Origin of the sequence: Micromonospora parva, from assembly GCF_040649675.1 — a bacterium.
GTDB lineage: Bacteria > Actinomycetota > Actinomycetes > Mycobacteriales > Micromonosporaceae > Micromonospora > Micromonospora parva.
In genome coordinates this window covers 432504-456488 of the sequence record NZ_JBEZFX010000005.1, presented here as the reverse complement: position 1 = coordinate 456488, position 23985 = coordinate 432504, and the positions used below count along the sequence as shown (strand labels likewise).

The following is a 23985-nucleotide window of genomic DNA, read 5'->3' as shown; positions in this document are numbered from 1 at the left end:
GAATGACGGAGACACAGGCGAAGTCGGGGAACACGGGGACCTCGGCCAACCCGGTCGACGAGGAGGCCGCCAAGGGCGGCACACCAGCGACCGGCCGCGCGGCCGTAGGCCGGGCGACGGTCCCCGCCGATGCGCCTGCCCCGAAGTTCACCAGGGCTCCAGGTATGACGCCCCCGCCGGAGCAGCCGGGCGAGGACGACGGGGCGGGTGACAAGACCGAGGCGACGCCCAGCGCCGAGGCGCCGACGTCGGCCGCCGCCAACCCTCCGGGTCCGGCGGCGACACCCTCGACCCGTCCGACGACCACCCAGCCGATCGGTGTCCGGCCCGGCCAGGCGACGTCGGCCGGGTCCACCGGCACCCAGCCGCGGATCACCCCCGGCATGACCCAGCCGCAGCCGGAGGCGGCGCGTGGCACTGCCACTGCCGGCCGTCCGGCCAGCGGCGGTGGCCTGCCGCCGGGGATCGGCAACCCGTCCGCCGTGGGGGCCGCCCGCGTCGGTGACGCGGTGCGCGCGGCGCGTACGTCGGTCAGCTCGGCCGCCTCCCGCGGGCCGCGCCGGGCCCGGCTGAACCTGAAGCGGATCGACCCGTGGTCCGTGATGAAGTTCGCATTCGCGGTGTCGGTGGTGCTCTTCATCGTCGTGGTGGTCGCCACCTCGGTGCTCTACCTGGCGCTGGACGCGATGGGTGTGTTCCAGAGCGTCAACGAGAGCCTGAGCGACCTGGTCAACGCCGGTGGTGGGCAGAGCACCAGCGGCTTCCAGATCACCGCCAAGGGCGTGATTCTCAGCTCGGCGCTGATCGGCCTGGTCAACGTGGTGCTGTTCACCGCGCTGGCCACGCTCGGCGCGTTCGTCTACAACGTCTGCGCCGACCTGGTCGGTGGGATCGAGCTGACCCTCGCCGAGCGGGACTGAGCCAACCGGGACGCCGGAGCATCGCGGAATGCGGTCGCTCCGGCGTCCCGTACTCAGGTAGGTTTTTGCAGGCGACGACGGGCCCCGGCTCGCAGGCTCGGACCCCGATTTGGGGCCGGCAGAGCGGATGGGTTAATCTTGCTCGTCGCAACGCGGGGCTATAGCTCAGTCGGTTAGAGCGCAGAGCTGATAACTCTGAGGTCGATGGTTCGATTCCATCTAGCCCCACCGCAAGTCGTCCGACGGTAGTCGAGCGCGAGGGGTCGCCCCATGTTCAAGAAGCTGCTGATTCTGGCTGGCGTCGTCGGTGTGGCCGCCGTCGTGTTCAACAAGATCAAGGCATCGAACGATGAGCGTGCCCTGTGGCACGAGGCGACCACCGCGCCCGACCTGCGCTGACGTCCGGCCCGGCGACGAGTGATCGTCGCGGTGGCCACCACGGGGCCCTAGCTCAACTGGCAGAGCACTGCCTTTGCAAGGCAGGGGTTAGGGGTTCGAGTCCCCTGGGCTCCACCAGCACCTTCCCCGGTTGATCTCGGTCGGAGTGCAGCCAAGCCGGTTATGCCGTCCCCTCGTGGCCGAGAATCCGGTCAATGGCCGAGGCAGCCTGACGAGCCCGCGCCGGCAGAACGTGGCCAAGGTGTCGGCCTTCATCCGGATCGTGGAGTGCCCAAGCACCTCCATCACCGTCCGCAGCTCCTCGGCCTGGTCGAGCAGGAACGTGGCGAACGCGTGCCGCACGTCGTGCAGGTGCGATGTGGCGACCTACGGCTTCGAAGACCTCCAGTTCTCCAGTGAGGTCGCCCAGCCGATCGAGCACTGGTCACTGCGCGAAGAGGTCGCCGACGGAGCCCTCCGGGACCAGGCCAACCCACATTCTGACCCGACACGCATCCGCGACACAGATCGCTGCTGGGCCGAAGCTGTAACGGGCATCCATGGAATCACCTGCCACCCCGACGTGGGTCATGACAGTGGAGTATGCCGGCGTGTCGCCCGCTTGGTGTGAGGACGACGGCGCCACGGATGACTCACGTGTGAACCCGATCGCCATATCGAGAATAGGCGATCATGCGACCACCCTGAGCGCGGTCGTCGCGGCCGTCACCGAACAAGAGGCCCGCGAGATCGGACTGGTCGGCCTCGGACGTTGGGCGCATCGGATCGGCCTCAGCACGCACAATCCGACCGTGGTGGCGCTGGTTGCCAGGGGCATCGGATAGTCGGAACACCCCGGCGCTACCCGGTTCGTCTGGTTGAGGTCAAGGCAAGTCGGTCGATCCAATCCGGAATGGATGGACCCGGGCGACGCGCCACGCCGTGGGTTTAGCCCCCTGCTCGCAGGGGATCCGCGCTCATGCGGATAGACATCGACGAGCCGAATGCTGTCGAACAGTTCTGGGAAGGGATGCGGGAGGTCGCCGCCGCCGCTACCCGGCACCAGGACGACGACCTGTACCAGGCGATCGTCAAGATCGGCAGATCCGCTCTCGCCCAGGGGGTCGAACTGGTGCCGTCCAGTGGCTTCTTCCTGCAGTGCCCCGTCTGCAGCGCCAGGTCAGGCCAGCGCTGCATCAACGTGCCGGCCCACCCGTTGAGCGAGGACGCACTCCATCCGGCGCGCGTCGAGCTGGCCGAGAAGGCGATCAGCGGTGAAATCCCACTGCCTGCGCCGATCCGGTGACCACTCTTCCGACGACGCGGAGCTGTCTCCGTGACGTGACTCGTTGGGTGATTCGCACGGCCGGGATCGGCGGCGCGGTCAGGCGGGCTGGGTGAGTGAGATGGTTTCGCCGCGCGTGACGGTGCGCACCTGCCCTGCCCAGCCACGACGGCGGGCCTCCTCGACGAAATGCGCCAGCGGGGAGCGGAAGACCGGATAGTCGTCGTAATGGATTGGCACGGTCAGCCGCGGACGGACCAGCTCCACCAGGTCCGCACCCTGGCGGGCGTCCATGGTGAGCAGGATCCCGGCGACCTTCGTGCCGCCGAGGTGGATCAGCATCGCGTCGATGTCCGGGTAGCGTTCGGGGATCGCGGTGAGCAGCGGCCGGTTGAGGGTGTCGCCGGTGACGTAGAGCCGGAATTCCCGCCGCCCGGAGCGCTCCACGTCGATCATCGTGCCCATCACGTCGGGCATCAGCAGGTCGAGCACGCCCGGGCCGTGTTGTCCGGGCATTGAGGTGAGGCGCACTGTCGTACCGTCGCGGTGCAGTTCCCGGGACGACCACGTCGGCAGGCCCTGTGCGGCCTGGAAGCCCCAGCGGCGCAGCTTGCGTTCCGCAGCGGGGGTGGTGACGATCGGCAGCTCCCGGTCCAGTTCCCGACGGGCCACCCGGTCGAAGTGGTCGCCGTGCAGATGGGAGAGGACCACCGCGTCCAGTTCGGGAAGCTGGGCGATCCGCAGTGCCGGGTCCGTGCGCCGGCGCGACCACAACCCCTTGCCCAGGTACGCCCGCTGGCCCCGGTGCAGAAAGTTCGGGTCGGTCAGCAGGGTGAATCCGCCGATCCGTAGCACCGTCGTGGCGGTACCGATGAACGTCACCTGCGGTTGCGCTGCCACGGTGTCCACCTCCTCCGGCTCCGGTACCCCGGTGAGCCGGCGGCATGCGGCGTGCCGACGCTCAGTGCGTCGAGTCGCTGTTGTCAGTCGAGACGGTGTCGGGTCGGGCCTGGGGCACGTGCTCCATCAGCTTCGTGAGTGCGCCGTTGGCGAAGGTGGCACCGAGCGCCGACCCGGCTCCGATGGTCCAGCCGACCGGCCCGAGCGGGGTGCAGCCGAAGAACTGGCTCACCCCCGGCGTCTGCACCACCACGACCAGCACGCCCAGTGATGCCACGGTGGAGGCCAGCACGGCCGGGCTGGTGCCGCCGGCCAGGATGGTCTGCCCGAGTTGGGTGCCGACCAGGGAGACCAGGGCGACGGTGCCCGCCCGTTGGCGGCGTCCGGTGTAGCGGGCCAACGTCCAACCCGCTGTCGCGCCCAGCGTGGTGGCCGTCGCCCGCAGCCCGATCTCCCTGGTGAGGCTCTCGCCGAGCGCCCTGTCCGGGCCCTCCCGCAGCAGCGCGTCGGCGCGGTCCGACGCGGGTGGCCGGACCGCGATGGCCAGCGCCGGCGCCAGGTCGGTGAGCAGGTTGACCAGCAGCAGTTGTCGCCCGGTGAGCGCGGAACGGCCGGTCGCCGCGGCGCTGAGCACACTGAAGGCGATCTCGCCGAGGTTGCCGCCGACCAGGATGCTCAGCGCGTGCCGCACCGACGACCACATCGCCCGCCCTTCGATCAGGGTCGCGATGATGGTTTCCAACCGGTCGTCGGTGACCACCAGGTCGGCTGCGGCGCGGGCGGCCGGGGTGCCCCGTTGGCCGAGGGCGATGCCGACGTCGGCCAGCCGGATCGCCGGGGCGTCGTTGGCGCCGTCACCGGTCATCGCCACTGTCCGCCCGCACTTCTGCAACGCTTGGATGATCCGCACCTTGTGGGCAGGGGTGCAGCGGGCCACCACGTCGGTGTTGGTCAACCGTTCCGCGAGCGCGTCGTCGTCCAGTTGGTCGAGTTCACCGGCGGTGACCACCCGCTGTTCGTCGTGGTCGCTGATGGTGGCGGCGATCGCCTCGGCGGTGGCCGGATGATCGCCGGTGATCATGATGGTGTGCACGCCGGCCTGCCGGATCCGGCGTACCGCCGGGGCGGCGCTCTCCCGCACACCGTCGGCGAGGGCCAGGAAACCCACGAAGGTGAGCCCTCGAACGTCGGAGTCGGTGACCGTCGAGTCGTTCACCGGGCACTCGGCGACGGCCAGGATCCGGTTTCCGGCACCGGCCCGGTCGGCGAGCATCCGTTCCAACTCGGCGCGGCCGGCGTCGTCCAGCGGCTCCTGACGGCCGTCGGTGCGTCGGGACGAGCAGCGGGGCAGCACCGTCTCCGGAGCACCCTTGACGCTCAACAGCAGGTGACCGTCGGTCCGTCCGATGCTCGCGTGGTAGCCGCGGGACGGCTCGAACGGCAGGCCCCCGGCAGCGTGCCAGCCGGCGGCACCGGTCTGCTCCACCACGCCGGCCTCCCCGGCGCCCCGCCGGACCGCCCGGTCGGTCTGCAACGCCAACTCCTCCGGATTCTTCGCGGCGGGGGTGGCCCGCAGCGCCGCGGCCAACGTCATCCGGAGCCGGTCGTCCAACCGGTCCACCGGCGCGTACCGGTCACCGACGCCGTCGCCGACTCCGGCGAGCAGCAACTGGCCCTCGGTGAGGGTGCCGGTCTTGTCGAAGCAGAGCACGTCCACCCGGCCCAACGCCTCGATGGTGCGCGGGTTGCGGACCAACGCGCCGTGCTCGGCCAGCCGCCGGGCCGCGGCCAGCTGCGCCGCGCTGACCAGGAACGGCAACCCCTCCGGCACCGACGCCACGGCGAGGTTCGCGGCGGTCGCCGCCGTTTCGGCCAGGGGTACGCCCCGAAGCAGGCCCGCGCCGGCCACCGCTATCGCGGAACCGGCCGCCAGCGGGATGGCGGTGCTGGTCAACGAGCCGAGCCGAGCCTCCACCCCACTGGTCGGGGGTGCCTGCCGCACCAACGCGAGGCTGCGCCCGGCCTCGGTGTCGTTGCCGGTCGCCACCACCACTGCGGTGCCGTGCCCGGCGGCGACCGTGGTGCCCTCGTAGAGCATCGAGTGCCGGTCGGCGACGGCGGCGGCGACCACCGGCCGGTTGGACTTGGCGACCGGCAGCGACTCACCGGTCAGCGACGACTCGTCGGCCTCCAGGCCCACCGACTCGAGCACCCGGCAGTCGGCGGGCACCGAGTCTCCCGGTTCGAGGGCGATGACGTCCCCGAGGACCAGGTCCTCGGCGGCGAGCACCTGATCGGCGCCGTCCCGGCGGACCCGTGCGGTCACCGCCGACCGCGACAGCAGCTCCGCCAGTGACCTCTCGGTGTTGCGTTCGTGCACCGCCCCGATCAGGGCGGACCCACCGACCACGCTGCTCACCAGCGCGGCGTCGACAAGTGAACCGAACGACGCGGAGAGCACCGCCCCGGCGGCCAGCACCGGGGTGAGTGGGTTGGACAGCTCGTCCAGGAAGGCGCGCAGCAGCCCACCACTTCCGGGTTCGGCACCGCCGTCGGCGCCCGAGCTGTGGCGTCGGCGCTGCGCTTCCGCGCTGGTCAGGCCGTCCGGCGTGGAGCGCAGGTGGTCGAGCACCGTACCGACGGGCATCAGGTGCCAGGCGGTCGTCACCGGTGCCGGGGTGTCCGACTGGTCGTGCAACCGGCGGGCCTGCCAGACCCCGTTCGCGAAGGCCAACCCGGCCGCGCCGTTCACCGCGACGAGCGACCGGCCGGGCAGTTCGGTCGGCGGGGCCGTGAACGCGCCCAGCGCCCCGAGACCGGTGCCGGCCATGGCCAGCCGAATGTTCTGCTGGGCGGTACGCCGAGCCACCCCGGTCGCCTCGATCACCAGGGCCACCACCCGCAGGTCGGCACCGACCAGCAGGTGTGCGCCCCACGGGGGCAGCTCCTCCGGCGCGGCGAACCCGAGACCGCAGTCGGACGCGCCGAGCGCCTTGCGGTCGGCGGAGACGAGCATCACCATCGCGCCGTCGCGCTGTAGTCTGCGGACCGACTCGACCAACTGGTCCCCGCCGGGCAGCATCGCGTCGGCGAAGCCGTACCGCTGCTCGTCGCCACCGGCAACGATCAGCCGCAGGCCGGCCCGCCGCGCGGCGGCCGGCAGCCCGTCGACACCGGGTGCGGGTTCCGGCTCGACCCGCAGGAGGGCGGCGAGCCGGTCGCCGTGGGCGAGGCCGAGCAGTTGGCCGCCGGCCGAGCGCAGCCGGCCCGCGTCCGCGATGGCGTCCAGGTGGTTCGCGGGCATCTGGTCCAACGGTCCGAGCCGCCAGCCGTCCGCCGCACGGGAAGCGGCCGGATCGTCCGGGTCGAACAACGCGAAGGCCCGCTCGGCCACCTCGTCGACGTCCGCGTCGGACGCCGGCGCCAGGTCGGCGAGTACGCCCCGGTCCGAGCCGAGCACCGCGGCGTCGAGCACGAGCGTGTCGATCCGGTCCAACTCCCGCAGCACACTGCGGTCCATCGCGATCACCCCGCGCCGCGCCAGCATCCGGCCGAGCTGGGCGGCGTACCCCTCACGTCCACTGCCGGGCGCCTTCGGCAGCGCCGACAGGCCCAGCGCGGCGGCCCGCTTGCGCCCGGCGAAGGGCACCGCCGCCGCGCCGGCCGCCGCGCCGGCGGCGAGCATCCGGTTGATGTACCGCTCGACCGGGCCGTGCGGCTTGGGTCGGGGACGGTCGGCTATCGGCCACCGGGCGACGGCACGCTCGGGGTCCCCGGTCAGTCGGGGTTCCGCGTTTTCCCAGGCGGAGAACTGGGCCCGGTCCTCACCCCACTCCACGAGCCGTTGGGCGCCGTCGAGGACGATGCCGGTCCAGCGGCCGGTGAGACCCTGCACCACGGCCTCGGCCAGCGGGAAGAGGACCTCCGCGCGCGGGTCGGAGCGCAGTGTCCTGCCGAGGAACGCGTGCAGCTTCGGTTGCAGGTCGACCGCCGCCAGCACGCCGGCCACCTCACCGGGCAGCGGCGCGAACGGCAGGATCCGGGTGGCCGCCCAGAGGGTCAGACCCAGCGCGTCCGAGGCGAGCGCGCCGAGGGTGCGCGGGTTGTGGGGGCCCTCCTCGGGCGGGTGCGGGGGTGGGATCTCCGGATCGGGCTCGTGATCGCAGGTCCGTTCGACCCGGCTGATGGTGGCGATGAGGTCGTCGAGATCCGGTTCGGGGGCCTGCACGGCCACCACCACCCGCCCGGATGGAGCGTTCACCCTGGCCCAGGCCACCCCGGGCATCCGCTCCAGCGCACCCTCGACCTGCCGGGCGAGCTGGTCGCCGCCCTCCTGGCACACGCCGTGTACCTCGATGTGGTGCCGACCGGGGCGTGACCAGACCCGACGCCGGCTGAGCCCGACCGACCGGGCCAGCCGGGTCGCGGCCGACCCGACGGTCCGGGACGCCTCGCCGATCAGGTGCGGCACGCCGAAGGACGGCAGGATGCGGCCGGCAGCGCGACCCGCCGCCGTCATCGAGGCGTACGGCTGGACGGACGCCAGCCCGGCTCCCTGTTGCCGCTGGTCCTGACCTTGGCCATGTCGTCCTCCCACCGCGCTCACGTCCGGCGGCCTGGCTTCCCGACCTGCCATCCGTTATGCCCCCTGAGCGGCGGAATTTTCCGTCGTCGCTGGCGCATGGACGGGTTGGGCCGTGGAATCCGACGAGCATCACCGGACATGGGGAGGCCGGCATGAGCACGCTGACGCGACATCTCAACGGTTCGCGGGAGAACATGCGGATGTACAGCCGTCGGGTCCAACTGCCGATGCTGGGTGACGTGGCGGTGCCGCCACCGGACAAGGTCGTCTACTACGCCGGGCTCGGCGTGCTCGCCGCGCTGCAGGTCATCGAGTGGCCGATCGCTGTGGTGATCACCGCCGGCCACGTGTTGGCAGACCAGCATTTTTCCGGTCTGGCGCGCGGTCTCGGGGAGGTTCTGCAGGACGCGTGACGAGAGCCGGGTCACCGGACGGTTGACATGAATCAGGGTTGAGGTCGCATGCTCGGCCGATGTCGAGCACAGCCGTCACCGCCGCACCCGCCGCACCAGGGCTCTTCGCACCCCGGTTCCGCGCGATGACGGTGGGCAGCGTCGCGTTGATCTCACTGCTCGCGTTCGAGGCGTTGGCGGTCGGTACGGCGATGCCGACGGTCGCCCGCAGCCTGGACGGGCTGGCGCTCTACGGGATCGCCTTCGGTGGCCCGTTCGCCACCGGTGTGCTGGCCATGGTGGTCTCCGGAATCTGGTGCGACGCCCGGGGGCCTCGCGGGCCGATGTGGCACGGCGTCGCCTGGTTCGTGGTGGGGTTGCTGATCGCCGGCACCGCCCCGGTGATGAGCGCGCTCGTCGTCGGGCGGGTCGTGCAGGGTTTCGGCTCCGGGCTGCTCTCGGTGGCGCTCTACGTGATCGTCGGGCACGCGTACCCGCAGGAGCTGCACCGGCGGATCTTCGCGGCGTTCGCTGCGGCGTGGGTCGTACCGTCGCTGGTGGGGCCGGCTGTCGCCGGCCTGATCGTGCAGTACCTGGGCTGGCGGTGGGTCTTCCTGGCGGTGCCGGCGGTGGCGGTGCCGGCGGTGCTGCTGATCCATCCGGGCCTGCGGTCGTTGGGCCGGAGTGTGGCCGCGAGCCCACCGGCGGGCGCGCTCGGGCGGATCGGTTGGGCGTGTGGGGCCGCGGTGAGTGCCGCACTGCTGCACATCGGGGGACAGCAGCGCGGTGCCACCGCCCTGGTGCTGGTCGCGCTCGCCGTGGTTGGCCTGCTGGTCTGCGCCCCGCGACTGCTGCCGGCCGGGTTCCTCCGGGCGGCGCGAGGGTTGCCCACCGTCGTGGGGCTGCGGGGCCTGGCGTCGGCGGCCTTCGTCGGTGCCGAGGTGGTCATCCCGCTGATGCTGTCGCGGGAGCGGGGCCTCTCGCCGACAGCGGCCGGACTGGTCCTCACCGTCGGCGCGTTGGCGTGGTCGGTGGGCTCCTGGTTGCAGGGCCGCATTCCGGTGCCGGCATCGCGGGCCACCCTGCCGCGCGTCGGGCTGGGCTGCATCACGATCGGCACCGCCACTGTGGCGCTGGCCGTCCGGCCCGAGCTCCCGGTGGCTGTCGCCGTTGTCGGTTGGGCGGTCGCCGGTCTGGGCATGGGGTTGCTCTATCCGTCGTTGTCGGTGCTCACGCTGGAGTTCTCCGCGCCGGGTGAGCAGGGTCGCAACAGCTCGTCACTGCAACTGAGCGACTCCCTCTTCGCGGCCACCGTGCTCGCTCTGACCGGGGCTGTGCTGGCGGCCGGGAGTGCGCCCGGCCCGGCCAGCTACACGACGACGCTCGTGGTGGCCGCTGGGCTGGCCCTGCTCGGGGCGGTGCTCGCCGGCCGGGTGGTGGTGGGCGGGGGTGTGCGACAAGGCGGGTGATCCGCGGATTCGGCCGCGTTCCGGCTGCCGGTGCCGGAAGGATGGCGGGCGATGAACCTCCTGACCGTCCTGCCGCTCGCCGTGGTCATGGTCGCCGGGACGCAGCTGGTGGTGGCGGTCTTCCTCGCCTCGTCGGATCGGCCCCGGGCCGCGTCGCTGGGCTTCCTCACCGGCGCGGGGCTGGTGGTGGCCGCCGGGGTGACTGTGGCGTGGTTGGTGACCCGGCTGGTGGGTGGAGTGGCGGCCGACGCGAGCGCCGTCGCCGGGAGGGTCGATCGCGGTCCCGCCATCGACCTGGTGGTGCTGGCCCTGTTGGTGATCCTGGCCGTGCTGATCTGGCTACGCCGCAACCGGTCCGGACCGCCGCGCTGGCTGGGCGGCATCGAGCGCGCCGACCCGCCGCAGGCGCTGCGGCTGGGTGCGCTGCTCTTCGTGGCGACCCCCACGGACGACCTCACCATGGCCACCGTCGGGGCGAGCGTGGCCCGTCACGATCTGCCGTGGTGGCACCTGGTGCCGTTCGTGCTGTTCACAGTGCTCCTGCTCGGGCTGCCGCTGCTGGCGTTGCTGCTGCTCGGGAGCAGGGCGGCGCGGGTGTTGACCCGGATGCGGGAATGGGCCGAGGGGCACGCCTGGATCGTCAGCGAGATCGTGATCGCGTTCTTCGCGCTGCTGACCGGGTTGGACCTGATCCGGTCCGGCTCAACCGCCGCCCTCCGCTGACACGTACGGGGGAACCGGGCGGAGATGAGCGCAACAACGGTTCACGTTCGTCTTACCGTGACGCCATGTTCGCTGTCGTCACCACGGTGATCCTCTACGTCTTCGGTTTCGTCTTCCTCTACGGCGTGATCCGGCTGGGTGTCCGGCACGCGTTCGAGGATCTGGAGTTGCAACGGGCCAAGGCTCAGCGCGAAGAGGAGTTGGCGGCCGCCCGCGACCGCTCCTTCATGCGCGACAACGCTTTCCTCGCCGGCAGTTGAGCGCCGGATCGGTCCGGCCCGGCCCGGTGGCGTCGCCGGGCGGACGGGGAGCCGCCGGACGGTTCAACGTCGCGGATGCGAGGATCGCACCCGTGATGGGAACGCTGAAGACGGAACCGGCCCGCGCCCGCCTCGATCTGCTCGCCCCGCCGGTCGCGGAGGCAATCGCCCAGTGGCCGGCCAGCGCCCCGGTGGACGTCAACGACGTGCTGGTCGCGCCGATCGACGCCGACCTCGCCGACACCGCGGCGTTCTGCGCGGCGTACGAGGTGGGGCTGGACGTGTCGGCCAACTGTGTCGTGGTGGCGGGCAAGCGTGAGGGTGTGGTCCGTTACGCGGCCTGCATCGTCCTGGCCACCACCCGGGCCGACGTGAACGGCGTGGCCCGCCGGGCGTTGGACGTCCGCAAGGCGAGCTTCGCCCCGATGGCCGACGCTGTCGAGTTGACCGGCATGGAGTACGGCGGCATCACCCCGATCGGGCTGCCGGCCCAGTGGCCGATCCTGGTGGACGCGCGGGTCATCGCCACACCGCACGTGATCGTCGGGTCCGGCGTACGGCACAGCAAGATCGCGCTGCCGGGGCCGGCGTTGGGCGCGCTGCCCGGAGCGCAGGTGGTGGAAGGGCTGGCCAGGCCGGCCTGACCACGCATCGGCATCGATGTCGTTGCACGTGAAACATCGTGATCATCGATGCCGGATGCTGGCCGCTGGTGACTCAGTGTGAGTGGGCTGCGGATTCGCGCTGCTCCACCTCGGCCAGCGCGGCGAGCAACGTCTGCACCTCCTGCGCGCCGGAGACCGCGTACTTCCCGGCCAGCACGAAGGTCGGCACGCTGGTGATGCCCAGGGCCTGAGCGTGGGCCAGGGCGGCGGTGACGTCGGCGACGCGTTCGTCGGAGTCGAGGAACCGGCGGGCGTCGGCCGCGTCCAGGCCGACCTCGCCGGCCAGGGTGGCCAGCGCCTCCCGCGACCCGACGTCGACGCCGTGGTTGAAGTGCGCCTGGTACAGCGCCTCGACCATCTCGGCGGCCCTGCCCTGGTCGCTCGCCCAGGAGACCAGCCGGTGCGCCTCGAAGGTGTTGGCGATCACCGCGCGGTCGTAGTCGAGCCGCAGCCCGTCGGCCGCCGCGACCTGGGTCACGTGGTCGACCATCTGCCGGGCGCGCCCCGGACCGCCGAACTTGCCGGCCAACGCCTGCACCAGCGGCAGGGGCTGCGGCACCGGCGACGGGTCGAGCTGGAACGGCCGGTAGTGGACCGTCACCTCGCCCGGGTAGCTGGCGAGGGCCTCATCCAGGCGGCGCTTGCCGATGTAGCACCACGGGCAGATGACGTCCGCGTAGATCTCGATCTCCATGACCGGTGCCAACCTCGCGGTCAGCCGCGTTGTTCCCGGATCTGACGCTTGAGACGACCCAGGATCGCCGTGCCGCCCCGGACCCGCAGCGGGCTGATCGCCTGCGCCAGCCCCATCCGCTGGTAGAGGTCGTCCGGTACGGCCAGCACCTGCTCGGCGCTCGCGCCGGCGAGCCCTTCGGCGAGGATCCCGGCGAACGCCCGGGTGGTGGGCGCCTCCGGCGGGCAGTCGAAGAGCGTCTCGACGGTGCCTTCCGGTGTCACCCGGGCGCGCAGGAAGAACGCCGTCTGGCACTCGGGCACCTGCTCCATGCCCTCGCGCTCCGCGGCACCCTCCGGCAGCGCCGGGATGACGTCCGCGTACTCCAGGAGCATCTCCAGCACCAGGTCGCGCGGCGCGGCCGCGAACTCGTCGACGATCTCGGCCAGTCGGGCCGGCATGTCAGCCATGCGTCGAGGCTACCGCCGTGGTGCCGGAGCCCCGGTCACACAGTGGGCGACTGCTCACTGATCTCGCTGAGCGCGCTGGTGGGGTCGAGCTGCATGGCCAGGTCGCCGAGCGAGACGATCCCCACCAGCTTGCGGTCACTGTCACAGACCAGCACCCGTCGGATGCCCCGATCCCGCATGAGCGCCGCCGCCTCACCCGCCGTGCAGTGCTGCTCGATCATGACGACCTCGCGGGTCACTATCGCACCGATGGTGGTGGCCGCCGGGGAGCTGTTCTCCGCCACGGCCCGCACCACGATGTCCCGGTCGGTGAGCATGCCGGCGAGGCTGGCGCCATCGGTCACCACCACATCACCGATGTCGGCCTCCTTCATCACCCTGGCCGCCTCGTCCAGAGTGGTCTCGGCCGGCAGGTACACCACCTGCTTGGTCATCACGTCGCTGACCCGGTAACCGGTCATGAGAGCCTCCGAAGACGTTTCCACCGATCCGACTGCACTACCCAGTGACGCCGTGGCTACACCAGGCTCGCACGTTCCTGGCGTACCTCGTTGACGAGTCGATCCAGCAGACCGTCCAGCGGCAGCTCGGTGCGCTCGCCGCCGGCCCGCTCGCGCAGCTCGACGTACCCCTCGGTGAGTCGGCGGCCGACCACGACGGCCCGGGGGATGCCGATCAGCTCGGCGTCGGTGAACTTGACCCCGGCCGAGACGTGCGTGCGGTCGTCGACCAGCACCCGCAGGCCGGCCGCGGCGAGCCGCCCGCCGAGCTCCAGCGCCGCGTCGAGCTGCGGGCCCTTGCCCGCAACCACCAGGTGTACGTCACACGGCGCGATCGCCGCCGGCCAGACCAGCCCCCGGTCGTCGTGGTGCTGTTCGGCGACGGCCGCCACCGCCCGGGAGACCCCGATGCCGTAGCAGCCCATGGTCGGCCGGACCGGCTTGCCGGCCGGCCCGAGCACGTCGACAGCGAAGGCGTCGGTGAACCGGCGGCCGAGCTGGAAGATGTGCCCGATCTCGATGCCCCGCCGGATGGTCAGCTCGCCCGTCCCGCAGTCGGGGCAGGGGTCGCCGGGGCGCACGTCGGCCGCCTCGATGGTGCCGTCGGGGGTGAAGTCCCGTCCGCAGACCACGTCGGTCGCGTGCCGGCCCGACTCGTTCGCCCCGGTCAGCCACGCCGACCCGGCCACCACCCGGGGATCGACCAGGTAACGGATGCCCAGCTTGTCGAGCAGCTGCGGCCCGATGTAGCCGCGTACCAGCTCCGGATGCTCGGCCCACTCCTCGAAGACGGTCACCTGCGCGGGGTGCAGTGCGGCACCGACCCGCTTCAGGTCGACCTCCCGGTCACCGGGCAGCCCGACCACCAGGGGCACGGCCCGTTCCGCGCCCGGCTGCCGGATGGACAGCACGACGTTCTTCAGGGTGTCGGCGGCGGTCCAGCCGTCCCGACCGCCCAACCGGCGCGCGTTGGCCAACTCCACGAGGCTGGCGATCGTCGAGGTCTCCGGGGTGTCGTGCACCTCGGCGGCCGGCTGCGCGGCCGGATCGCCGGCGGCGGGCACCCGGGTGAGGACCGCCTCGGTGTTGGCCGCGTAGTCGCAGGAGGTGCAGCCCACGAAGGTGTCCTCGCCGACCGGCGTCGCGGCCAGGAACTCCTCCGACGCCGAGCCACCCATCGCGCCGGACATCGCCTGCACCACCGTGTAGTCCAGACCCAACCGGTCGAAGATCCGCCGGTACGCGGAGCGGTGCCGGGCGTACGCCTCGCGCAGCCCGGCCTCGTCCAGGTCGAAGGAGTACGCGTCCTTCATCAGGAACTCCCGGCCGCGCAGCAGCCCGGCCCGGGGCCGCGCCTCGTCGCGGAACTTCGTCTGCACCTGGAACAGCGTCACCGGGAAGTCCCGGTAGGAGGTGAACAGGTCCTTGACCAGCAGCGCCGCCATCTCCTCGTGGGTGGGCGCCAACAGGTGCTCGGCGCCGCGCCGGTCGGCGAGGGTGAAGATGTCGTCGCCGTACTCGGCCCACCGGCCACTCGTGCGGTACGGCTCGGCCGGCAGCAGTGCCGGGAAGTGCACCTCCTGGTCGCCGATCGCGAACAGCTCGGCGCGTACCACCTCGGTGATCCGGTCCAGCACCAGCTTGCCCAGCGGCAGCCAGGTGTAGCCGCCCGGTGCGGCCCGACGGATGTAACCGGCACGCAGCAGCAGCCGGTGACTCGGCACCTCCGCGTCGGCCGGGTCCTCGCGCAGGGTCCGCAGCAGCACTGTCGACATGCGTAGCAGCATCCGGGCAGCCTACGGTCGATGCGTCAGGCTGAGCCATCCCGTTTCGACATCGCGGATATCGGCGGCGCAACACCCGATATCGGCGATCCGGCGTCGAATCAGGCTGCCGGGCGGCAACTGGGCAATGACCTCCGACACGTCGCGGATTCGGGGCGGCACCGGGCGATCCCGCGGTGACAGACTGGTCGCCGCAGGCAACAAGTGGCGTGAGGGAGGCGCGGGTGCGCTGGCGCAGTTTTGTCGCGGTCGGGGACAGCTTCACCGAGGGCATGGACGACGCGTACCCGGACGGCACCTACCGGGGCTGGGCGGACCTGGTGGCGACCCGACTCGCCGCCGAGGCGGGCCCCGACTTCCGGTACGCCAACCTGGCCATCCGGGGCCGGCTCTTCCCCAGTGTGGTCGCCGAGCAGGTGCCCTCCGCGGTGGCGATGAAGCCGGATCTGATCAGCTTCGCGGCCGGTGGCAACGACGTGCTGCGGCGCACCTTCGACCCGGACACGCTGGTCGCCCGCTTCGACGAGGTGGTCCGGCAACTGCGCTCGGGCGGCGCTGACGTGCTCCTCTTCCGGTTCGCGGACGTGATGGCCCGGCTGCCCGGCCAACGCCTCGTCGCACCCCGGGTGCAGCTGCTCAACCAGGCGGTCGGCGAGACCGCCGAGCGGCACGGCGCCATCATGGTCGACCTGTACGCCGACGACACATTCCTCAACCCGATGCTCTGGAGCACCGACCGGTTGCACCTCTCCCCGGCCGGCCACCGGCGGGTCGCCGGCCAGGTGTTGAACGCCCTGGGGGTTGGTTGCGACGAGGAGTGGCTGATGGTCCCGCCGCACCCGGCACCCTCGCCGTGGCTGGCCGCCCGCGCCGCCGATCTGCGGTGGGCCGGTCAGCACCTCGCCCCGTGGGTGAAGCGGCGGTTGACCGGTCGGTCGTCCGGCGACACGGTGACGGCGAAGCGCCCGCAACTCGGCCCGCTCGTCGACTGAGCGTGCTCACCCTGCACACCGCGGCCCTGCTGTGCCGCGACCGGGACGGCGAACCGGTGCCGGAGCACGCTGTGCTGGTCAGCGGCGACCGGGTCGCGGCCGTCGGCCCGCTGGCCGAGTTGAGTGCGGCGTACGCCGGGGCCCGGGTTCGCCGTTGGCCCGGGACGCTGGGGCCGGGTCTGCTGCACGACGGTCCGCTGCCGCCCGCACCGACCCCGCGCGAACGGGTGCACGCGCTGTTGCGTACCGGGGTGACGGCGGTCCTGGCGGAACACCTGGCCGACCCGGCGCTGCGGGCCGCCGCCGAGCGGAGCGACCTGCTGGTGCTGCCCACCGCCGTGGTGCCGACGCTGCGTCCGGACGGTCGGGCCGACCTCGCGGTGCACGGCGACGACGGCACCTGTCTGGTGACAGTGGTAGCCGGCCGGATCGTCCACCGCCGCGCCTGAACAGGCGCTGACGCCTCCACTGTGGAGTGCACTGATCGAATCGGGGTCGCCCGATGTCCGCCCGCCCCGATAACATCCGCTGCCCCCGCTGATCGGAAGGCGGGGACATCGGGGAAAGGTGGCTGGGGGATGACCCTCATACCTGGCACGACGACATCCGCACGACCGCTCCGGGCGCTGCTGGCGACGGGGCTTTCCGTGGCGGTCGCCGCCGGGACGCTCACGCTGACGGCCGTGCCGGCCGCAGCGAACGACGTACCGAACGCGCCTGCCATCGACGACAACCAGCCGCCGGGTGTGCCGACCGAGCTGCAGACCTCCGGCGAACCGTGCACCACGGCGGAGCCGTACCAGTGGTGGCAGAACGACGACCTGACGCTCTCCGCCGTCCTGCACGACCCGGACATCGACGCGAACGGCGGCACCGACCGGTTGACCACCACCTTCGCGCTCTGGCCGGTCGACGAGCCGGCGGCCCGGATCGAACGGTTCGGGTACAACGGGCGGGACGGCGATCGGGAGAGCGGCCTCTTCGAACGGGAGGTGCTGACCCACGACCGGGTGTACGCGTGGCAGGTCCGGGCGGCGGACAGCCAGGCGACCGGCGAGTGGAGCGGCCTCTGCTACCTCCGGACCGACTTCCAGGGCCCGGAGGCCGCGCCGGTCGTCACCTCCAGTGACTTCCCGGTCGACGGTTGGCACCCGGCGTTGCCGGGACAGTTCACCTTCGACGCGGCGGCCACACCGGACGCTGTTGGTTTCCGGTACGAGCTGCTCGGCGGCGACGGTGTCCAGGTGGTGTCGGCGGACGGGCCGGGCGGCTCGGCCACTGTCACGCTCCGCCCGGAGGCGGGGCCCAACACCCTCGTGGTGTGGAGCCTCGACGCGGCCGGGAACCGCTCGCCCGAGGCGCGGTACGAATTCCGGGCCAGCGATGTCGCGCCGATCATCACCGGCAGACTCACCGAGATCGGTGTGCCGACCACGTTCACGGTGCAGCCGCAGATGGCCGGGGTGGTCCGATACCGGTTCCAGTTGGACGGCGACCCGGAGCAGACGGTGGAGGCGGCGGCCGACGGCACCGCCACGCTGACCGTCACCGCGACCCGGGGTGGCTACCGGACGCTCTCGGTGACCAGCGTGACCGCCGACGGCGTGACCGCGACCGCGTCGAGCAATTTCCGGCTGAGCACCGCGCCGAAGATCACCGCGACGGTCTATCAGCAGGGCGTCACCAGTGGGGGGCCGGGCGTGCCCGGGGTCTTCACCTTCACCCCGCGCCAGCCCGACGTGGTCAGCTACCGCTATCGCTTCGGCACTGTGACCAGCACCGTGGCCGCGGCGGCCGACGGCACCGCGTCGGTGACCTGGGCGCCGACGAAGGCCGGCCTGACCTCGCTCACCGTCTGGAGCATCGACGGGGACGGCACCCAGTCGGACTCGGCGTCGTTCACCTTCTTCGTCGGCAACCAGCCGCCGAGCAGCTAGCCGGAGCAACCCGGCGGGTGGCCTCGCCGGGGCGATCGTGATCCGGCGAATGCCGACCGGCCCACCATCCCGTGCGGGGGCGGTGGGCCGGCCGGCGTTACAGCGGTCGCGGGCGGCGATCCGGCGTACCTTTGGGATCATGTCTGTGCCGAACGATCCCGATCCCCGCCTCCAGTCGTACGCGGACCCGCAGCGGTTGGTCACCACCGAGTGGCTGGCCGCGCATCTGGGCGACGAGGGCCTCGTCGTCGTCGAGTCCGACGAGGACGTGCTGCTCTACGAATCCGGTCACATTCCCGGTGCCGTCAAGGTCGACTGGCACCTGGAGTTGAACGACCAGGTGACCCGGGACTACCTGGACCCGAAGAGCTTCGCCGAGATGTGCGCGGCGAAGGGCATCGGCCGGGGCGACACCGTCGTCTTCTACGGCGACAACTTCAACTGGTGGGCCGCGTACGCCCTCTGGGTCTTCTCGCTCTTCGGTCACGCCGATGTGCGACTGCTCGACGGCGGTCGGCAGAAGTGGATCGCCGAGGGACGCGAGGTGACCCGCGACAAGCCGGCCCGCCCGCGCGCCGACTACCCGGTGCCGCTGCGCGACGACGCCCCGCTGCGGGCCTTCCGTGAGCAGGTCATGGCGCACATCGCCGCCGGTCGGCCACTTGTCGACGTCCGCTCGCCGGGTGAGTACACCGGCGAGATGCTGCACATGCCGGACTACCCGCAGGAGGGTGCGTTGCGCGGTGGGCACATCCCGGGTGCGGTCAGCAAGCCGTGGAAGTCCGCCGCCAACGAGGACGGCACGTTCAAGTCCGCCGACGAGTTGAAGGCGATCTACGCCGACCAGCTCGGGCTGAGCCCCGACGACGACGTGATCGCGTACTGCCGGATCGGGGAGCGGTCCAGCCACACCTGGTTCGTGCTGCGGCACCTGTTGGGTTACCCGCAGGTGCGCAACTACGACGGCTCGTGGACCGAGTGGGGCAACCTGGTCCGGGCACCTGTGGTGAAGGGCGACCAGCCGGGCGGCCTGGCCGCCTGACCGGCACGACCGTCCCCGCGTGACAGTGAACGTCGCGCGGGGACGGTGTTTCAGCCGGCCAGTGCGATCGGACCGCGCAGGTCGCGAACGATGCCGGTGATCTCGCCGGTCTCCGGGTACCAGCGGGCCAGGGCGGCCGGTTCCAGTCGGAGCAGCACCGCGCCCCTGCCGTCCCAGCCCAGGACCTCACAGCAGCCCTTGGCGCGATCCCGGCCGAGGTCGAGCAGGTGGACTACGGCGCCGGTCCGTGCGTCCAGCACCGCCGCCCCCTCGGCACCGTTGATCTCGCTGCTGGTGATCCAGGCCGCCCGGGCCAGCCGTTCACCGTGCAACCAGCCTCGGCCGTAGAACTCGTTGACCTGGTAGGGCGAGGGCAGCTGCGAGGCGTTGACCGGCTGCTCGGAGCGGAGTTCGCCCTCCCGGGCGGTCCGGCTGCGCAGCATCAGGCTGGTCCCCTCGCCGTAGGTCTCGATCAACGGGGCCTCCCGGCCGGCGTCCGGGTCGGGTGCGATCAACTCCCAGGTCGACACGTCGATGATGCTGGCCGCCCCGGTGACCCGGTCCACCGCGTACGTCCGGTCGTCGCCGCCGACCAGCACCCGGTCGTGCGCCCACACCACCAGCTCCAGGTAGCCGTCGAGCGGTATCCGGCGGACGGCTGCCGTGCTGAGGTCGATCAGGACCAGCTCTTTGGTCTGCGCGAACGCGGCCTGCCGGCCGTCCGGCGACAGTACTCCCGGCTTCAGCGCGCCCGCCTCGTTGCCGCTCGCGTCGCGGGTCGGTGCCAACGTCACCACGTCGAGGCTGCGCACCACGCCGTCGTTGCCGAGCACCCGGACCGGGCCGTCCGCGCGATTCTCCTCGTCCACCGGCTGGAACAGTGCCACTGCCTGCTGGACCGGTCGCTCGGAGAGCGGCACCGTCGCCGGAGCGCCGAGCCGGGCCAACGGATCGGGCGGGAAGGTGAGCTCGGCGGGCGGCTTCTGCACCGGACCCGCGTGGGAGGGGTCGACGGTCGGGGTCACCGTCGGACCCACCGGTGGGACCGGCGCGGGATCGGCGGGCGGTCGCAGCGCCGCCACCGTGCCGCCACCGACCAGCACCACGGCCAGGGCGACCACCGCGACGGCCCGCCGGGTGCGCCGGGTACGCCGAGCCCGCTCCCATCCGGCGGCGGCCGGCTGGCTGGGCAGCACGTCCTCGACGCTGACGGTCAGCAGTCGGCGCAGCTCCTGCTCGTTCACGGGTTCACCTCCAGACCGCTGGCCAGATCGGCCGGGCCTCGACCCGGTCGGGCGTCGCGGGCGAGGTCCGGGGCGACCTCGCGGAGTCGGCGCAGCGCCGCGTGGCACTGGCTCTTCACGGTGCCGACTGTCACGCCGAGCGCCTCAGCGGTGGCGACCTCGGTCAGATCCTCGTAGTAGCGCAACACCAGCACGGCTCGCTGCCGTGGGGGCAGCAGGCCCAGCGCGTCGTGCATCGTCAGCCGTAACGCGCCGTCCCGGTCGTGGGCCACCTGGTCCGGCGGCGCGGCGCTGAGCCACTCCCGCCGTCGGCGCCGCCACCACGACACCGAGTCGCGGTAGAGGATGGCCCGTACGTACGCGGAGGGGTCGCCGTCGCGGACCGAGGACCAGCGCAGCGCCAGCTTGAGCAGCGCGTCCTGGAGGAGGTCTTCGGCCTGGTGCCGGTTGCCGCAGATCAGGTAGGCCGCGCGGAGCAGCCGGTGCTGGTGGTTCTCCACGAAGGCGAGGTAGCCGTCGCGTCCGTCGTCCCTCGTCGGCGCCATCCGCCCCCCTCCCGGCCGTCGCGCGGTACGCGTCAACAGGCAGACGCACGGGAGGGGGAAAAAGGTTGGGTCAGCTCGGCGGCGTTCCGGTCAGATAACGCTGCAGGGTCGGCGCGACCCAGGAGACCAGCTCGTCCGGCGTGGTGTCCACCATGGGCGGCAGCCGGACGATGTATCTGGTGAAGGCGAGGCCGAGGACCTGACTGGCCACCAGGCCGGCCCGTCGGGCGGTCAGCGTCGGGTCGGTGCCGAAGGTGGCCACTGCGGCGGTGAGCTGGTTGGCGAAGATGCCGCGCATGCGTTCGGCCGCACCGGGATTGGTGCTGGCGGCCCGCAGTAGCGCCACCAGGGTCTCGTCGCCCTCCCACCGGGCCAGGAAGTGTCGGACCAGCACCTCACCGAGTCGGGCGGGCGGTACCGAGGTCAGGTCGGGCAGGCGGAGGTCGAACTCGGCCGCCGCCGCGAAGAGCCCTTCCTTGCTGCCGTAGTAGCGCATGACCATCGACGGGTCGATCTGGGCGTCGGCGGCGATGGCCCGGATCGTGGCGCGTTCGTAGCCGTCCGCCGCGAACCGTTCCCGGGCCGCTCGCAGGATCGCCGCCCGGGTGGCGTCGGAGCGGCGGGGCTGGGTCGGCGGGGCGGACGAGGTCATGCCAACGACCGTATGCCAACACTTGTTGACACGCAATCGTGAGGCGCTCTAGCGTGGCCAACAAGTGTTTGCCAACACATGTTGGCAGTCGTCTTCTGGAGGTGGCCATGCTGCCCACGAACACTGACGTCCTGGTGGTGGGTGCCGGCCCCACCGGTCTCGCCACCGCGTTGACGCTGGCCCGGCGCGGGGTCGAGGTGACAGTGCTGGACCGGCTCGCCGCGCCGCCAACGACCTCCCGCGCCGCCGTCGTGCACGCGTACACCCTGGAGGTGCTGGACCGGATCGGCGCCGCCGCGCCGCTGATCGCCCAGGCGGTGCGGACGCCGCGTTTCACGGTGCGCGACCGGGACCGGGTGCTGCTGTCGGTGCCGTTCCACGAGCTGCCGTCCCGCTTCCCCTACGCGCTGCTGATCTCCCAGGCGGTCACCGAGACCGTGCTCACCGAAAAGTTGGCCGAGCTCGGTGTCCAGGTACGACGGCCGTGCCAGCTCACCGGGCTGAGCCGCGTCGGTGACGGCATGCTCGCGCAGGTCGACGGGCAGGCGGTGCGCGCCCGGTTCGTGGTCGGCGCGGACGGCCTGCACAGCACGGTCCGGGAGTTGGCCGGCATCGGCTTCACCGGCAGCAGCGACGAGGAGTCCTTCGTCCTCGCCGACGTGCGGGTGCACAGCGTGCTGCCCCGCGACGAGGCGGCGCTGTTCCTCGCCCGCCCCGGGCCGTTGGTCTGGGCCCCACTCCCCGGCGGGGTGGTCCGGCTGGTCGCCGCCGTGCGGAACGCACCGGCCGAACCGGATGCGGCCTACCTTCAGGCGCTGCTCGACGAGCGCGGCCCGGTACGACGACCCGACCGGGTGACCGACGTGGTCTGGGGCTCCCGGTTCCGGGTGCACCACCGGATCGCCGACACCTTCCGAGCCGGACCGGTGTTGCTGGCCGGTGACGCCGGGCACGTGCACAGCCCGGCCGGCGGGCAGGGCATGAACCTCGGCATCTGCGACGCGGTCGCGCTCGGCTCCGCGGTGGCGGACGTGCTCGACGGTGGCCCGGAGACGCTGCTCGACGACTACGACGCCCGGCAGCGACCGATGGCCGAGGACGTGATGAGCTTCGCCGCCGGGCTGACCAGGTTGGCGGCCGTCTCCCCGGCCGGCCGGCCCGCCCGGGACGTGCTGCTCCGGCTGCTCGGTGCCGTTCCACCGGCCCGTCGACGGATCGCGCTGCGCCTGTCCGGGCTGTCCCACCGCGAGCGAACGCCGAGCTAGGCCACGCCACTGCGGCTCAGCACGCCGGGTGCGGCCGACCGCAGCGTCCGCCACGCGGTCAGGGTGACCAGCGCGAACGTCCCCGCTGCCGCGCCCGCCACCGGCACCGTGCCGTACGCCGCGGCGGCCAGCCCGGCGAGCGCCGCCCCGAGCGGTGCGGTGAGCAGACCGACCATCCGCTGCGCCGCACCTACCCGGCCCAGCAACTCGCCCGGCACCTGCCGCTGCCCGTACGACGCCCACAGGCTGTTCCACACCACTGTGCCGGCGGCGAAGACGGCCAGCGCGATCCCACCCGGCACCGGATGCCGAGCCAGCGCGAAGCCGGTCAGCGCCACGGTCTGCCCGGCCAGCACCACCCGCAGCGCCGGCACCGTGCCGAGCCGGGCGGCGAGCCGCCCCGACCCGAGCGCCCCCGCCAGGCCCCCGAAGATGGCTGCGGCGGCGAACAGCCCGTACCCGGCCGGCGGCACCCGCAGCACATCCAGCGCGTAGAGCACCAGCACCGCCATGATCCCGCTGATCGCCAGGTTGCTCGCCGCGGTGAGCAGTGTGAGCCGCCACAGCGTCCGGTGCGCCCGCAGCCAGCGCAGCCCCTCGACGATCTCGCTCCACACCGAGCCGCGCCGCCTCCGCACCCTGGTCCGTGGCGCCGGGGCGAGGGCCAGCACGAGCACCGCGGCCACCGCGAAGGTGACGGCGTCGAGGGCGAACGGAAGGGCCGGGGCGACGGCGAACAGGACACCGGCGGCGGGAGCCCCGAGGAAACCGCCGGCCACCGCTGACCCCGCCTGGAGCCGGCCGTTCGCCCGGGGCAACGCGTCCGGCGGCACCACCGCGGGAAGCAGCGCGAACGAGGCGGAGTCGAAGAGGGTGCCCAACGCGGCGAGCAGGAACGCCGCCACCAGCAACACCGGGACGCTGACCCGGTTGAGCGCGACCACCACGGCCAGCGCCGCCACCACGCCAGCGCGTACCCCGTCGACCACCGCCATCGTCCGACGGCGGTCCCAGCGGTCCGCGTACACCCCGCCGAGCAGACCGAAGAGCAGCGGCGGCACCTGCCCGGCCACGGTGACCGCCGCGATGATCCGGGGATCGCGGGTCACTGTCGCGGCCAACAGGGCCAGCGCCGGGGTACGCAGCGCGTCTCCGAATCGCGACGACACGGCAGCGGACCAGAGCAGCCGGAAGTCCCGGCCGAGAGCAGTGGCGGTCATGCCGGTGACCGTGCCGGTTCGACCGGGTCGAGGGTCAAGCCACCACAGTGCGGAACGACCGTCAGCCGCCGCTCCACCGCAGGC

Annotated in this window: 26 protein-coding genes and 2 tRNA genes; 18 read left to right on the top strand and 10 right to left on the bottom strand. The window is 72.3% G+C overall.

Features of this window, described 5'->3' with window-relative positions:
* Positions 1–2 precede the first annotated feature (2 nt).
* The 7 genes from AB0C03_RS15960 (at position 3) to AB0C03_RS15930 (ending at position 2604) form a co-directional block, all read left to right on the top strand.
* Positions 3–920: a DUF3566 domain-containing protein gene (locus AB0C03_RS15960; protein ID WP_030331889.1), complete on the top strand. Its 918-nt coding sequence runs from the start codon at positions 3–5 to the stop codon at positions 918–920.
* 154 nt (positions 921–1074) lie between these two features.
* Positions 1075–1148 (top strand) — tRNA-Ile (locus AB0C03_RS15955).
* Between the two features lie 42 nt (positions 1149–1190).
* Positions 1191–1319: a DLW-39 family protein gene (locus AB0C03_RS15950; protein ID WP_209444550.1), complete on the top strand. Its 129-nt coding sequence runs from the start codon at positions 1191–1193 to the stop codon at positions 1317–1319.
* A 41-nt stretch (positions 1320–1360) separates the two neighbouring features.
* A tRNA-Ala gene (locus AB0C03_RS15945) sits at positions 1361–1436 on the top strand.
* Between the two features lie 58 nt (positions 1437–1494).
* Positions 1495–1929 carry a hypothetical protein gene (locus tag AB0C03_RS15940; RefSeq protein ID WP_357637352.1) on the top strand — a complete coding sequence of 145 codons (435 nt, stop codon included), beginning with the start codon at positions 1495–1497 and terminating at the stop codon, positions 1927–1929.
* A 28-nt stretch (positions 1930–1957) separates the two neighbouring features.
* Positions 1958–2143 (top strand): hypothetical protein, encoded by a 186-nt coding sequence (locus AB0C03_RS15935; RefSeq protein ID WP_210865611.1) that lies wholly within the window; start codon positions 1958–1960, stop codon positions 2141–2143.
* Between the two features lie 134 nt (positions 2144–2277).
* On the top strand, positions 2278–2604 hold the full coding sequence (locus AB0C03_RS15930; RefSeq protein WP_156057547.1) for a zinc finger domain-containing protein: 327 nt from the start codon (positions 2278–2280) through the stop codon (positions 2602–2604).
* A gap of 78 nt (positions 2605–2682) precedes the next feature.
* Here AB0C03_RS15930 and AB0C03_RS15925 read toward each other — a convergent pair whose 3' ends face one another.
* Both AB0C03_RS15925 and AB0C03_RS15920 read right to left on the bottom strand, forming a co-directional pair.
* The gene (locus AB0C03_RS15925) at positions 2683–3483 is read right to left on the bottom strand and encodes an MBL fold metallo-hydrolase (protein ID WP_210865612.1); all 801 of its coding nucleotides are present in this window, start codon (positions 3481–3483) and stop codon (positions 2683–2685) included.
* Positions 3484–3544: 61 nt separating this feature from the next.
* Positions 3545–8002, bottom strand: a complete 4458-nt coding sequence (locus tag AB0C03_RS15920; protein ID WP_210865624.1) for a cation-translocating P-type ATPase — start codon at positions 8000–8002, stop codon at positions 3545–3547.
* Between the two features lie 218 nt (positions 8003–8220).
* Between AB0C03_RS15920 and AB0C03_RS15915 the strand changes: the two genes are divergently transcribed.
* The 5 genes from AB0C03_RS15915 (at position 8221) to AB0C03_RS15895 (ending at position 11556) form a co-directional block, all read left to right on the top strand.
* Positions 8221–8481: a hypothetical protein gene (locus tag AB0C03_RS15915; RefSeq protein ID WP_210862586.1), complete on the top strand. Its 261-nt coding sequence runs from the start codon at positions 8221–8223 to the stop codon at positions 8479–8481.
* Between the two features lie 59 nt (positions 8482–8540).
* On the top strand, positions 8541–9929 hold the full coding sequence (locus tag AB0C03_RS15910) for an MFS transporter (protein ID WP_030331900.1): 1389 nt from the start codon (positions 8541–8543) through the stop codon (positions 9927–9929).
* Between the two features lie 51 nt (positions 9930–9980).
* Positions 9981–10652, top strand: a complete 672-nt coding sequence (locus tag AB0C03_RS15905; protein WP_210865614.1) for a GAP family protein — start codon at positions 9981–9983, stop codon at positions 10650–10652.
* A 65-nt stretch (positions 10653–10717) separates the two neighbouring features.
* A complete protein-coding gene (locus tag AB0C03_RS15900; protein WP_030331904.1) occupies positions 10718–10912 on the top strand; it encodes a hypothetical protein in 195 nt (64 codons plus the stop codon).
* Positions 10913–11007: 95 nt separating this feature from the next.
* Entirely contained in the window at positions 11008–11556 is a 549-nt protein-coding gene (locus AB0C03_RS15895) for a YbaK/EbsC family protein (protein ID WP_030331905.1), read from the top strand.
* Positions 11557–11629: 73 nt separating this feature from the next.
* Here AB0C03_RS15895 and AB0C03_RS15890 read toward each other — a convergent pair whose 3' ends face one another.
* The 4 genes from AB0C03_RS15890 to AB0C03_RS15875 are packed head-to-tail and all read right to left on the bottom strand — an operon-like array spanning position 11630 to position 15007.
* Positions 11630–12271 carry a DsbA family oxidoreductase gene (locus AB0C03_RS15890; protein ID WP_030331907.1) on the bottom strand — a complete coding sequence of 214 codons (642 nt, stop codon included), beginning with the start codon at positions 12269–12271 and terminating at the stop codon, positions 11630–11632.
* Positions 12272–12291: 20 nt separating this feature from the next.
* A complete protein-coding gene (locus AB0C03_RS15885) occupies positions 12292–12720 on the bottom strand; it encodes a SufE family protein (protein WP_030331909.1) in 429 nt (142 codons plus the stop codon).
* Between the two features lie 35 nt (positions 12721–12755).
* Positions 12756–13181 carry a CBS domain-containing protein gene (locus tag AB0C03_RS15880; RefSeq protein ID WP_030331911.1) on the bottom strand — a complete coding sequence of 142 codons (426 nt, stop codon included), beginning with the start codon at positions 13179–13181 and terminating at the stop codon, positions 12756–12758.
* A gap of 56 nt (positions 13182–13237) precedes the next feature.
* Positions 13238–15007: a proline--tRNA ligase gene (locus tag AB0C03_RS15875; RefSeq protein WP_210865615.1), complete on the bottom strand. Its 1770-nt coding sequence runs from the start codon at positions 15005–15007 to the stop codon at positions 13238–13240.
* 18 nt (positions 15008–15025) lie between these two features.
* Between AB0C03_RS15875 and AB0C03_RS15870 the strand changes: the two genes are divergently transcribed.
* The 5 genes from AB0C03_RS15870 (at position 15026) to AB0C03_RS15850 (ending at position 18975) form a co-directional block, all read left to right on the top strand.
* Entirely contained in the window at positions 15026–15184 is a 159-nt protein-coding gene (locus AB0C03_RS15870) for a hypothetical protein (RefSeq protein WP_156057550.1), read from the top strand.
* 44 nt (positions 15185–15228) lie between these two features.
* Positions 15229–15996 carry an SGNH/GDSL hydrolase family protein gene (locus AB0C03_RS15865; RefSeq protein WP_030331914.1) on the top strand — a complete coding sequence of 256 codons (768 nt, stop codon included), beginning with the start codon at positions 15229–15231 and terminating at the stop codon, positions 15994–15996.
* Between the two features lie 2 nt (positions 15997–15998).
* Positions 15999–16445: an imidazolonepropionase-like domain-containing protein gene (locus AB0C03_RS15860; protein WP_030331916.1), complete on the top strand. Its 447-nt coding sequence runs from the start codon at positions 15999–16001 to the stop codon at positions 16443–16445.
* A gap of 129 nt (positions 16446–16574) precedes the next feature.
* Positions 16575–17933, top strand: a complete 1359-nt coding sequence (locus tag AB0C03_RS15855; protein WP_156057553.1) for a hypothetical protein — start codon at positions 16575–16577, stop codon at positions 17931–17933.
* A gap of 139 nt (positions 17934–18072) precedes the next feature.
* Complete coding sequence (locus AB0C03_RS15850; protein WP_030331920.1) at positions 18073–18975, top strand: sulfurtransferase; 903 nt, start codon at positions 18073–18075, stop codon at positions 18973–18975.
* A gap of 50 nt (positions 18976–19025) precedes the next feature.
* On the opposite strand, the gene AB0C03_RS15845 is transcribed toward AB0C03_RS15850, so the two are convergent.
* From AB0C03_RS15845 to AB0C03_RS15835, 3 genes are all read right to left on the bottom strand, one after another.
* Positions 19026–20219 carry a hypothetical protein gene (locus tag AB0C03_RS15845; RefSeq protein ID WP_357637341.1) on the bottom strand — a complete coding sequence of 398 codons (1194 nt, stop codon included), beginning with the start codon at positions 20217–20219 and terminating at the stop codon, positions 19026–19028.
* Positions 20216–20764 (bottom strand): SigE family RNA polymerase sigma factor, encoded by a 549-nt coding sequence (locus AB0C03_RS15840; protein ID WP_036411447.1) that lies wholly within the window; start codon positions 20762–20764, stop codon positions 20216–20218. Before AB0C03_RS15840 ends, AB0C03_RS15845 begins: the two co-directional genes overlap by 4 nt.
* Positions 20765–20834: 70 nt before the next feature.
* Positions 20835–21416: a TetR/AcrR family transcriptional regulator gene (locus tag AB0C03_RS15835; RefSeq protein WP_030331926.1), complete on the bottom strand. Its 582-nt coding sequence runs from the start codon at positions 21414–21416 to the stop codon at positions 20835–20837.
* Positions 21417–21523: 107 nt separating this feature from the next.
* Between AB0C03_RS15835 and AB0C03_RS15830 the strand changes: the two genes are divergently transcribed.
* Positions 21524–22681 (top strand): FAD-dependent oxidoreductase, encoded by a 1158-nt coding sequence (locus AB0C03_RS15830; protein WP_210865616.1) that lies wholly within the window; start codon positions 21524–21526, stop codon positions 22679–22681.
* Here the strand turns inward: AB0C03_RS15830 and AB0C03_RS15825 are convergent.
* The gene (locus AB0C03_RS15825) at positions 22678–23901 is read right to left on the bottom strand and encodes an MFS transporter (protein WP_210865617.1); all 1224 of its coding nucleotides are present in this window, start codon (positions 23899–23901) and stop codon (positions 22678–22680) included. The genes AB0C03_RS15830 and AB0C03_RS15825 overlap by 4 nt on opposite strands.
* Positions 23902–23985: the final 84 nt, after the last annotated feature.